This is a genomic window from Ornithinibacillus contaminans, from assembly GCF_001038425.2.
Lineage (GTDB): Bacteria > Bacillota > Bacilli > Bacillales > Amphibacillaceae > Ornithinibacillus > Ornithinibacillus contaminans.
The window spans coordinates 21,440-33,114 of record NZ_LDPV02000041.1; the positions used below are offsets into that span (position 1 = coordinate 21,440).

Genomic DNA, 11,675 nt, shown 5'->3' on the forward strand with positions numbered 1-11,675 from the left:
ATGTTCTACGCTATTGTATGGGAAGGTGTCTGGGAGTGTGCTAAGTGAGATTAGAATAGAACTGGCAACTAAATACGTCCCAAAACACCAGATATTTCTCCCTCATCATCTGAATATGTTAAAGTAAAGGATAGATGTTTTAAGAGAGGGATAGAAAAAAATGAGTAAAACACTAGTACTAGCAGAAAAGCCATCTGTTGGCCGTGATATTGCCCGTGTGTTAAATTGCACGAAAAAAGGAAACGGTTATTTGGAGGGCTCAACTTATATTGTGACATGGGCACTTGGACATTTAGTGACCTTAGCTGACCCGGAAACCTATGATGATAAATATAAGACGTGGAACCTGGAAGATTTACCAATGCTTCCGTCTAATTTAAAGCTTGTCGTTATGAAAAAGACAGGCAAACAGTTTAGCGCTGTCAAAACACAAATGACTCGAAATGATGTGTCTGAAATTGTAATTGCAACGGACGCTGGTCGTGAAGGGGAGCTTGTGGCTCGTTGGATCATTGAGAAAGCTCGAATCCAGAAGCCGATCAAACGTCTTTGGATTTCATCTGTTACCGATAAAGCAATTAGAGATGGATTTAAACAATTAAAACCAGGAAAGAACTATGAAAATTTATATGCTTCGGCAGTTGCGCGTTCGGAAGCGGACTGGTATGTCGGACTAAATGCGACACGTGCGTTGACAACCAAATTCAATGCACAGCTTTCGAGTGGACGTGTGCAAACACCAACATTAGGCATGGTTGCAGCTAGAGAAAAGGAAATAAACGAATTTAAACCGCAAAAATTTTACGGTATCCAAGCGAAGACAAAGAATGGTGTCACATTAACCTGGCAGGATAACAACACCAATACGCGAATTTTTTCTAAAGATAAAGCAGATGCACTTGTAGGGAAATTGGCGAATAAAGCCGCAAAAGTTGTAAAAGTTGATACCAATTATAAGAAGAAATATGCACCACAGCTTTATGATTTAACCGAGCTACAACGTGATGCAAACCGTATCTTTGGATTTTCCGGAAAGCAGACATTATCGCTCATGCAGAAGCTATATGAGCGCCATAAAGTTTTAACCTATCCGAGAACCGACTCACGTGTTATTTCTACTGACATTGTACCAACATTGAAGGATCGCTTAAAGGCATGTGGTGTGGATCAATATGCTAGTTTTGCGAATACCATCCTGCGCCGTGGTGATATGAAGCTGCCAAAATCAGTGGTTGATAATTCTAAAGTAAGTGATCACCATGCCATTATTCCAACAGAAGAACCAGTTATTCTAGCAGACTTAGATGACAAAGAAAGAAGAATTTATGATTTAGTAGTGAAGCGCTTCTTAGCAGTATTAATGGATGCTTATGAGTATGAACAAACAACCATTCATGCAGAAATTGGCTCAGAGGCATTCACCGCTAAAGGTAAAGTAGTGAAAAAACAAGGCTGGAAGGCTGTATATGATCGCAATTTTGATGACGATGACCAATCAGATGATCAACGTCTCCCAGTAATTAAACAAGGGGATGTGTTTGATAATGTGAGCGTTCGGTTAACATCAGGAGAAACCAAGCCTCCTGAACGGTTGACTGAAGGAGCTTTACTACAAGCAATGGAAAATCCCGTTCGCTACATGAATGCGGATGAAAAGCATCTGGCTGGTACCCTACAAAAAACGGGTGGAATCGGAACAGTAGCAACCCGGGCAGACATTATTGATAAGCTTTTCAATGGTGGTTATATGGAGTTGAAAGGCAAACATATTTTCATTACCTCTAAAGGAAAGCAGCTATTAGACCTTGCACCAGAGGATTTACGTTCCCCGGCACTTACCGCTGAATGGGAGCAAAAGTTAAGCTTAATTGCAGAAGGCAAACTAAATAAAAATAAATTTATTGGTGAAATAAAGGATTATACGAAAGAAATAATCCAAGAGATAAAAGGAAACGACAGCAAGTTTAAACATGACAACATGACGGGAACGAAATGTCCGGATTGTGGAAAGCTGATGCTTGAAGTAAATAACAAGCATGGTCGTATGCTCGTTTGTCAGGACCGATCCTGTGGTCATAAGAAAAACATCGCCAGAAAAACCAATGCCCGCTGTCCAAATTGTCATAAGCGATTGGAATTACGTGGTGAAGGTGAAGGGCAAATGTTTACCTGCTCATGTGGACATCGTGAAAAACTATCTACTTTTAATAAACGAAAAGAACAAGAGAAAAAAGGTAAAGTTTCGAAAAAAGATGTGAATAAGTATTTAAAGAAACAGGAAGCCGGCTTTACGAATAATGCATTGGCCGAAGCACTTGCGAAATTAAAGGATAAATAAGGTAGGATACCTCGACACCGTGATGTTGAAGTGTTTTTTGTGATTGTAGATTTCGAATTTCTCTTTTTACTAATATATTGGTTCCATCGCTGATTTGTCTTCATAGTAACATTTCATAACCTTAACGCTTTTTTATTGGATTGGAATAGAAATACCTATTTATAAAAAAAACATGGAGCTATCCAGATTACAAAAAAGAGCGAATTATCTAATTAATATAAAGTTCCTAAAAATTAATTATGCATAACCCTTTTAGGGTAGTGTGTATAATCAAGAAAAGTTATAATTAAGATAATAAGAATGGAATGTAAAGGAGGAATATTTATGACAGCAGATTTACGCAAAAAATATATGAAAAATCTTTTGTATTCTATTATTCCTTTTATTCTAATAATATACTTTTTAATAAATGCATTTGAAAGCCCTAGTGTTTTGTATAAGATAGTTGCTATTACCTGTACAGTATTAGGTGCAACACACATAATTAAAAACCTAATATTCTATTTAAAAAGCAAGTAAATGATATAGACTAAATAACCAAAGAATTAGACGCTGTTTCCTAGGATTAAAAACCTAGAATCAGCGTCTATTTTTTTTTTTTTTTTTTTTTTTATGTTTTTGAAAACCCCTTGCTATGCGAGGGGTTCCGGAGAGCTTTCAGCGTGGGACAAAAAATGCCTCACTTCATGGTAAGATAAAGTTGGTTTCCCGACCACTAAATCTCACTAAAGAAGGAGGCGAGTCCTATGAAGGACAAAAATAGTTTAGCACACACAACATGGAATTGTAAGTATCATATTGTGTTTGCACCCAAGTACAGAAGGCAAATAATATACGGAAAATACAAAAAAAGCATAGGTGAAATCATACGTGATTTATGTGAAAGAAAAGGAGGACCATACACGAAGCAAATGCTTGTCCGGATCACATCCACATGTTAGTAAGTATCCCGCCGAAATTAAGTGTATCTCAATTTATGGGGTATTTAAAAGGGAAGAGCAGCTTCTCATAATTAATATAACAAAAATTACAAAAAAATAAAGTTTTCATAAAATATAAAATATTAATTTAACATTCAATTTCCATAAGTTAATTTAACGTATAGGGGAAGCTGTTTAAATAGCGACAGAATTCAATTGGAGATTTATTTTTATCAGTTAAAACTATTTATAGGAAAGCAGTTTACTTGAAATACTAAACGTTATATCATTAAGATGAAGTTGTACCTGAATTCTATTATTAGGGAGGGTTAAAATAGATGGCTTTTGTTATATTAGATCCATGCAGACAAGAGAAAGCAGCCGAATGTGTCAGTGTCTGCCCGGTTGATTGTATAGAAGAAGGACCAGATCAGTTCTACATAGATCCGGATATTTGTATTGACTGTGGAGCATGTAAAGCGGCATGTCCAGTTGATGCGATTGAGGAAGAATACGATTTGACACCTGAACAAGAGGTGTACTTAGAGAAGGCAGAGGAATTCTTTGCAAATCGTTAAAAATATAGACAAAAACCCACTAGTAATGGTAATTCATTCTAGTGGGATTTTTTTGCATACAAACAGTTCGCCTATTCTTCATTAACAGCCTCTGCTAGTTTACTAGCAATCCAACGTTTGGCTGTTTCCTCATCTACTTCATACACTTTCCCCGCACGAAAAAGTTCTCCATGGTATGCCGTTTGTACATTCATCTTTACTTTTACCATCTTGGAAATCTCCTTAATCCTAATTTCCTTTATTATAACGAACTACATTAGTCCGTGCGAGTTTTTCGGGCGTACAAAGGTAGGTGATAGAAAAGCTAGAGGCGATTACTTTCCCTACATATTACGGAATAGCTTGAAACCGATGATTATCGCTAATCTGTAGATAGGAAAACAAAACATCAATCAAGGAGGATGACAATGGAAGAAATTAAAGCGTTATTTGAAGAGATTAACACGGCACTAAAAGAGGATCCAAGTAAAGCGAAGGGTGTAAAGGCAGTTTATCAATTTGCTTTTCAAGATGATGATGCAACGACTTTTCAGCTTGTTTTAAATGATCAAAACAGCTATGCCGCTGAGGGAGAAAAGGAATCCCCAGACTGTACGCTTGTGATGATGAAGGAAGATTTTCTAGCGATGGCAAATGGAGAATTAAATGGTACGAAAGCATTTATGAGTGGCAGGTTGAAAATAAAAGGGAATTTTGGTCTGGCTTTAAAGCTTCAGGATATTTTGGCTACGTATAATAAGACAGCCAAATAAGGGATGGGATGTCCCTTATTTTTTTAAAGAGAAAGAGGTGTGGAATATGATAAGTTTTCAACCAACAGCTGAAGAATTAGCGTTTACCCGAGTTGCGAAAGACTTCGCCAAAGAAAAAATAAGACCGTTAGCAAGGGCATGTGAGACGGAACGAGAAGTAGCTGCGGAATTAGTGGAGGAGGCAAAGGAATTAGGCTTTTTATCACTCGAAATACCTGAAGAATGGGGCGGATTAGCATTGCCGCTAATCTCCCAAGTTCAAATCCAGCGAGCGCTTAGCTATGGCGATTTAGCAATTGTTCAAGGGTTTACCGGTGCTGGGGATGTAGCCTCATTGTTTCGTACGATCTCCAATCAGGGTGGATTGCAACAGGTAAAAGAAAGCTTCATAGGTGGAGAAGAATTAACAAGTGTCCTAATCGATAGTTCCGAACCAAGCAAGCCTTGGGGAAAATCAATAACCGTACAAAAACATGGCAGTGATTATGTACTGGATGGAACGACAGAACCAGTCCGGTTAGCGAAATTTGCTGATATTGCTGTGGTTTTTGCGCGTGATCAAGTGGGGGAAGCAGTAATACTTCTAGTGGATTCTAAGGAATGGACAGTTAAGGAAGGGGATTATCGGTTAGGGCTATTGGCTGCGGGTCTGGGAAGATTGTCTTTTGAACAGTTGACGATTTCAGGTGAGCATGTGCTTGCTAAGGGTAAGGAAGCAGAACGGATTTTCCGAACGGTTCAAGCCCGTCTATATACACTTGAGGCAGCGAAGCAAAATGGATTAATGGAAGCTGCACTGGATTATGCTACGGAATATACAGCTGGAAGAAAGGCATTTGGCCGAGAAATTGCCAAATTCCAAGGTGTATCCTTTAAGATTGCCAAAATGGCGATTGAAGTACAAGTCGTCAATCATCTGACATGGGAGGCGGCATTAAAAGCCGATGAAGGATCAGCTTCTGCGTATGGATTTGCATTACGGGCTCTTTATCGCGCACATCGTGGCATTCGCTTTGTAACAGATGCTGCCGTACAGCTTTTAGGTGGGCACGGCTATATCCAGGAATTCCCGGTGGAAAAATGGCTGCGGGATGCTGGGGCACAGGTGGCGCTCTATGGACGAGAGCAAGGTCTATTAGCCCAAAGAGGAGCAGAGCTGCTGGCCGAACCACGGGAGGTGGATTTCCATTGATTTCCTTTGAACTATCGGAGCAGCAACAACAGATTCGAGAAATGACCCATTGGTTTGCAGAGAATGAGATTCGTCCAATTGCACTTGAAGCGGACAGACTCGGAAAAGTTCCTGATGAATGGCTGGAGAACGTAAATCGCATGGGGATTCAGTTAAATACGTCATCCTTTGGGGGAGGCGGCAACGGTTCATCAAAAGGCAAAAGAGAACGAGAAGGAAATCGTATGGGAGTATTAGCGACAGAGGAAATGGCCTGGGGAGATCCAGCAATTACCTTATCACTCCCAGGGGCGGGACTTGGTGGTCCGCCAATTGAGAGTAGTGGCACGAAGGAGCAAAAGGAGCGGTTTTTAACTATTTTTACTAATGATAAGCCGAGATGGGGGGCCTATGCGTTAACAGAACCAGAGGCAGGCTCTGATGCATCTGGTGTTCAAACTACGGCTAGAAAAATAGATGGTGGCTATATCCTAAATGGTCAAAAAATTTTCATTACCAATGGCGGTCGTGCCTCTTGGGTTGTCGTGTTTGCAACGGTTGATCCAAAGCTTGGTAGGGCAGGTCAGCGAGCATTTGTAGTAGAGAAAGGCACACCAGGCTTTCACTGTACAAAAGTCGTAAAAAAGATGGGGCTACGAGCAAACGAAACAGCGGAACTAGTATTGGAGGATTGCTTTGTTCCTACTGAAAATCTCCTTGGGGGAGAGGAGCTGTATGAAGTAAGTGGAGCAAAGCCATCTGGTTTTCAAGTGGCGATGAAAACTTTTGACTCCACCAGACCAATTGTTGCTGCGATGGCGATTGGAATTGCACGTGCTGCCTATGAATATACATTGGATATAGTGCGGAAAGAATACCCGAAGCAGGGGAGATATTTCGAGGTAGCAACTACGATTTTAGCGGAGGCGGAACAGGATATTCAAGCTGCTAGACTGTTAACCTGGGAGGCTGCATGGCTGGCTGACCTAGGGAAGGAGAATGCCAAGGAAGCGGCGATGTGTAAAGCATATGCCGGACAAATGGCCCTCCAAGTATGCTCGAAATCTATAGAACTCTTAGGACCAACTGGCTTAGATGGACATCTTGTTGAGAAGCTTTATCGTGATGTTAAGGTGTTTGATATTTTCGAGGGGACAAATGAAATTCAACATCTCGTTATCGCTCGGAGGCAATATGCGCCGTATGCTATTCGCGTGTAGGGAAGGAGTGAAATCATGACATATCAATTACTGACCATTGAACGACGGAGGTACGGTGTTACATGGATTATAGTGGATAATTCACCTGCAAATGCAATTGGTGAAGAGCTAATGCAGGAATTAGAGGCGGCAGTGGATGACCTAGCAGCGGATTCAGCGGTTCGGGTAGTAGTTGTTGCTTCGAGCAATCCGAAAATATTTTTAGCAGGTGCAGACTTGAAAGGAATGGTCATGCAAAGTGGGAATCTTGCAGATGAAGAAAATTTTATAGCGAAGAAGAGTGCTAGAATGCAAGCATGCTTTCAACGATTTGCATCAATGCCAAAACCTGTTATTGCAGCAATAAACGGCTATGCACTGGGCGGTGGTTGTGAGCTGGCGTTAGCTTGTGATTTTCGGCTAATGGGCAATGGGAAAATTGGGCTGACAGAGGTATCACTTGGACTTATCCCTGGAGCAGGTGGAACACAACGACTGACACAGATAGTCGGGCGAGCGAAAGCGATGGAACTGATTTTTTTGGCGAAGAAATTAACGGCTGAAGAAGCAGTGGAAAATGGACTTATTCACCGATCAGTGGACCCAACTAATTTTGAAGCAGAAGTAACGGCTTTTGCAGAGGAGCTTGCCAAAGGAGCGGTTCATGCGATGGGGTTAGCGAAACAATCGATAAATGCTGTAGACAAAGGGTTGGAACAAGGACTACAAGTGGAAGCACAAGCCTTTGCCGATACCTTTTTAACGGATGAACCAAGTATTGGCCTGGCAGCATTTTTTCAAAAGCAAGCTGCGAATTTTATTCAAGAGTAGAGGTGTGGCGGAATGTCGTGGAATGAATTATTAAAAGGGAAGGTTGCAATTGTAACAGGTGCTTCCAGAGGGTTAGGACGCGCAGATGCATTAGCCTTGGCAGAAGCGGGTGCAGATGTGGTCATTACGGATATTTTAATTGAGTCAGATCAGGAGAATGAAAAAGAAGCGGAAAAATATGGACCGATGGCACAAATCATGCAAAGCACAAATGTTATGTATGCAGATAAAACTGCACAGGAAATACAAGCGATGGGTCGTCGTTCGGTTGCGATGAAAATGGATGTGACCGATCGTAACCAAATTAACGAGGTATTTGCAACGGTGAAGGAGCAGTTTGACCGCATAGACATATTGATCAATAATGCTGGAACCCTAGATCATATTTCCCAAATTGAAGATCAAAGTGATAAGTACTGGGAACGAGATTTACAGGTGAATTTAACGGGTACGTATAATTGTACGAAAGCGGTTTGGCCGTATATGAAGGAGCAGCGTTACGGGAAAATCATTAACATGGCATCGGTTGCCGGAACACTTGGTGGCTTTGGTCAGGCAAGTTATTCTGTCACGAAAGGTGGTCTATTGAGCTTCACAAAAAGCATGGCACTTGAGGGGGCTCGCTTTGGTATCAATGTTAATGCGATTGTTCCCGGCATTATTGGGACTGAAGCATTTCATATGGGGAATCCAAAGATGAATGAACGGATGATTAATCGAACAGCATTGAAACGTGCAGGAGAACCGGCGGATATTGCCAATGCGATTACATTCTTAGTATCTGACAAGGCGAAGTATATTACTGGTGTTGGATTAAATGTGTCTGGTGGTATTGAGCTATTTACATTTTAATCAGTGAGGGTGTCATTGTTGATGCACTTCGAACGGCAGTTGGGAAACGAAACGGGTTTGCATCCAGTAGAATTATAAGTTCTAGTATTACAGAAAACGGGATTGGAGGAATAGAGTCCGTGTATGGCGAAAGTAAATAGTAGAGGTGGCGCAATTGCTTTGGGACATCCACTTGGGGTAAGTGGGGCAAGCATTGCGACGGCATTACTGCATACGATAGAGGATACCGGCGGGAAGTATGGACTTTAAGTGATGTGTATTGGATTTGGAATGGCTACTGCCACGATTATTGAAAACCTATCATAAGGAGGGAAAACCTATGCAGGAGTTTATCAAACCAAATACAGAAGAAGTAGTTAACATGATACATGCAGCATTGGTATATGATCCTGCTGCGACCAAAGGGAAGGAGGGGGTTTACCAATTTAATTTGACGGGTGAAGATGGTGGTACATTTCAAATGATTATTGAGCCTGGGAATGCGCGTGCTATAAACGGTGTGGAAAAAGAACCTGATGTCGTCCTGACATTAGACGCTGATGACCTTAAGAATTTAGTTGCTGGAACATTAAATCCTACCGCTGCGTTCATGAGTGGCAAGTTGAAGATTAAAGGAAATATGGGGCTTGCATTAAAATTGCAAACGGTACTTCATTCATTTTCATTTTAATACGTAACTCAAGGTAAAGGAGTATCGGGAATAAAGAACGATACAGGGAGGTTTTATTGATGAAGCCTAGTAATCTGGTTGAAATGCTTTACCGAACAGTCACGAAATATCCGCAAAAGGATGCCTTTATGTGGAAGATTAATGGAATTTATCAGCATATGTCCTACGAGGTTTTCTGGGAAAAGATTTATGTTGCAGCATCTGGGTTAAAGGCGCTGGGGATTGAAGCTGGTGATAAGGTTGCTATTTTATCCAATAGTAATCCGATGTGGGGAATAACAGACTTTGCGCTGGCAAGTATTGAAGCGGTTAGTGTGCCCGTATATCCGACTCTTCCCCCTGAGCAAATTACCTATATATTAAAGAATGCAGACGCTCGAGCTATCGTGGTCGAGGACGAGGAACAACGGGAAAAGGTATTGGCTGGTGGCGCAGAGTGTGATTTTATCATCACGATGTATCCAGAAGCGGAATTCTCGGTGCAAGGGGAATTATCATTTTCATCACTTGAAGCGCTTGGAAAGGAGAATTTGATAACTGGATGGGAGGAAGCATGGAAGCAAATTGAGCCAGACCAGTTGGCAACACTCATTTATACATCTGGTACGACAGGTAAACCAAAGGGGACATTACTTACACATGGAAATTTTCTCGCGAATGTGGAGGCGGTACAATTTTGGTTTATTGAGTTGTTACCGGAGGATCTCGCATTATCGTATTTGCCATTGTCCCATGTGTTTGAACGGATGGCGGGACATTATACGTTATTATCAGTAGGATGTACGATTGCCTATGCAGAGAGCATTGAAACAATCCAGAATAATTTACAGGAAGTACGCCCAACCATTATGACGAGTGTCCCTCGGTTATTTGAAAAGGTATATGCGAAGGTACTTGATGAGATCAATGGTGGTTCTCCTGCGAAGAAGAAAATTTTTAACTGGGCTGTTGGGGTGGGGAGAGAGCGTTATGAGCGTTACCTGTCTACGTCTGTCCAAGACTTAATCTTCGGAGAAGCGATGCCCAAAAATTTTATGCGTAAATGGAGGCTAGCAGATCGACTAGTATACCAAAAGGTTAAAAAGCAGCTAGGTGGTCGCCTGCGTGGATTGGTATCTGGTGGTGGTACCTTAAATCCTGATATTGCGCGTTTTTTCTGGTCACTCGATATGCCGATTTTAGAGGGGTACGGGCTAACTGAAACCGCACCAGTGATTACCTTAAATCCAATGTCACGGGCAAAAGCTGGAACCGTAGGAAAAGTGTTGCCAAACTTAGAAGTCAAACTTAGTGATGACGGAGAAGTGCTCGTAAAAGGACCTAGCATCATGAAGGGTTATTATAAAAATGAAGCAGCAACACTAGATGCTTTTGAGGGAGAATGGTTTAAAACGGGTGATATCGGGGAATGGGATGAAGAACAGTACTTAAGAATTATCGACCGTAAAAAACGAATCCTGGTTCTTTCTACCGGTAAAAATGTTGCACCACAACTAATTGAAAACGCTATCAACGAAAGCCCTTTTATAGAACAATCATTAGTAGTGGGAGATAATCGGAAATTTATTATGTGCCTGGTTAATCCAGATTATGAAAATTTGCTACCATGGGCTAAGAAAAATGGTGTCCGCTCAGATTCACTAGAGGAAATTTGCCGGTATAAAATTGTAAAGGATTTGATCCATCAAGAGGTAGCAGATCGTACTAGTGGATTCGCCAGATATGAGCAGCCGAAAAAGATTCTAATTATAAGTGAACCATGGACAGTTGATAGTGGTGAGCTAACTCCAAAGTTATCACTACGCATTAACATTATTCAGGAAAAGTATCAGGATTTGATAGAGGAAACTTACCTGGAGGCGGAAGCTAGTCGGGAGGAAGCTGTTGTTAGGGTTTGAATATGGAGGTGGTTTGTTAACTTTGGCTGCTGGCAATGGGCATCAGCAGATATAGAAGAACATCAGTAGAAATCGGGGTGTATCAGCAGAGATTAGGAAACATCAGCAGAAATCGGGGTGTATCAGCAGATATTAGGAAACATCAGCAGATATCGTGGATCATCAGCAGATATTAGGAAAATATCAGCAAGAACTTAGTTAATTTAATTGACTCTAGTTCGAAGTATCGCCCGAACGGTGAGAATATCGCTCGAGCGGCGAGAATATCGCTCGAGCGGCGAGAATATCGCCCGAACGACGAGAATATCGCTCGAGCGGCGAGAATATCGCCCGAACGACGAGAATATCGCTCGAACGGTGAGAACATCGCTCGAACGGCGAGAATATCGCCTGAACGCACAAGAACATCGCTCGAGCGGCGAGAATATCGCCCGAACGACGAGAATATCGCTCGAACGGTGAGAAC

12 protein-coding genes and 2 pseudogenes are annotated in these 11,675 nt (G+C 41.5%); 12 read left to right on the top strand and 2 right to left on the bottom strand.

The annotated features are described in order from the left end of the window. Positions 1–160 precede the first annotated feature (160 nt). The 4 genes and pseudogenes from JF53_RS10565 to JF53_RS10580 all read left to right on the top strand — a co-directional run bounded on the left by JF53_RS10565 (position 161) and on the right by JF53_RS10580 (position 3,836). Complete coding sequence (locus JF53_RS10565) at positions 161–2,338, top strand: DNA topoisomerase III (RefSeq protein ID WP_047981750.1); 2,178 nt, start codon at positions 161–163, stop codon at positions 2,336–2,338. A 324-nt stretch (positions 2,339–2,662) separates the two neighbouring features. Continuing rightward, the gene (locus tag JF53_RS10570; protein WP_047981749.1) at positions 2,663–2,857 is read left to right on the top strand and encodes a hypothetical protein; all 195 of its coding nucleotides are present in this window, start codon (positions 2,663–2,665) and stop codon (positions 2,855–2,857) included. Between the two features lie 227 nt (positions 2,858–3,084). Continuing rightward, positions 3,085–3,341, top strand: a pseudogene (gene tnpA / locus JF53_RS10575) (IS200/IS605 family transposase); the annotation flags it as partial. Between the two features lie 255 nt (positions 3,342–3,596). Then, complete coding sequence (locus JF53_RS10580) at positions 3,597–3,836, top strand: DUF362 domain-containing protein (RefSeq protein WP_047982062.1); 240 nt, start codon at positions 3,597–3,599, stop codon at positions 3,834–3,836. 71 nt (positions 3,837–3,907) lie between these two features. Here the strand turns inward: JF53_RS10580 and JF53_RS17695 are convergent, their stop codons facing one another. Further along, on the bottom strand, positions 3,908–4,045 hold the full coding sequence (locus JF53_RS17695) for a hypothetical protein (RefSeq protein WP_169750786.1): 138 nt from the start codon (positions 4,043–4,045) through the stop codon (positions 3,908–3,910). 198 nt (positions 4,046–4,243) lie between these two features. On the opposite strand from JF53_RS17695, the gene JF53_RS10585 reads away from it, so the two are divergent. The 8 genes and pseudogenes from JF53_RS10585 (at position 4,244) to JF53_RS10615 (ending at position 11,209) form a co-directional block, all read left to right on the top strand. Beyond that, positions 4,244–4,588 (top strand): SCP2 sterol-binding domain-containing protein, encoded by a 345-nt coding sequence (locus tag JF53_RS10585; protein WP_047982061.1) that lies wholly within the window; start codon positions 4,244–4,246, stop codon positions 4,586–4,588. A gap of 46 nt (positions 4,589–4,634) precedes the next feature. After that, positions 4,635–5,780, top strand: coding sequence for an acyl-CoA dehydrogenase family protein (locus JF53_RS10590; RefSeq protein ID WP_047982060.1), 1,146 nt, complete (start codon positions 4,635–4,637; stop codon positions 5,778–5,780). Further along, a complete protein-coding gene (locus tag JF53_RS10595) occupies positions 5,777–6,979 on the top strand; it encodes an acyl-CoA dehydrogenase family protein (protein WP_047982059.1) in 1,203 nt (400 codons plus the stop codon). The genes JF53_RS10590 and JF53_RS10595 overlap by 4 nt, the downstream gene beginning before the upstream one ends. A 15-nt stretch (positions 6,980–6,994) precedes the next feature. Beyond that, on the top strand, positions 6,995–7,789 hold the full coding sequence (locus tag JF53_RS10600; RefSeq protein WP_047982058.1) for an enoyl-CoA hydratase/isomerase family protein: 795 nt from the start codon (positions 6,995–6,997) through the stop codon (positions 7,787–7,789). 12 nt (positions 7,790–7,801) lie between these two features. Continuing rightward, complete coding sequence (locus JF53_RS10605; RefSeq protein ID WP_047982057.1) at positions 7,802–8,641, top strand: SDR family NAD(P)-dependent oxidoreductase; 840 nt, start codon at positions 7,802–7,804, stop codon at positions 8,639–8,641. Between the two features lie 117 nt (positions 8,642–8,758). Continuing rightward, a pseudogene (locus JF53_RS17265) lies at positions 8,759–8,890 on the top strand (steroid 3-ketoacyl-CoA thiolase); the annotation flags it as partial. A gap of 70 nt (positions 8,891–8,960) precedes the next feature. Then, complete coding sequence (locus tag JF53_RS10610; RefSeq protein ID WP_053071973.1) at positions 8,961–9,311, top strand: SCP2 sterol-binding domain-containing protein; 351 nt, start codon at positions 8,961–8,963, stop codon at positions 9,309–9,311. A 59-nt stretch (positions 9,312–9,370) separates the two neighbouring features. Next, positions 9,371–11,209, top strand: coding sequence for an AMP-dependent synthetase/ligase (locus tag JF53_RS10615; RefSeq protein ID WP_053071971.1), 1,839 nt, complete (start codon positions 9,371–9,373; stop codon positions 11,207–11,209). Positions 11,210–11,381: 172 nt separating this feature from the next. On the opposite strand, the gene JF53_RS17870 is transcribed toward JF53_RS10615, so the two are convergent. Continuing rightward, the coding region (locus JF53_RS17870; RefSeq protein ID WP_236686939.1) for a hypothetical protein at positions 11,382–11,675 on the bottom strand (294 nt) is incomplete at its 5' end.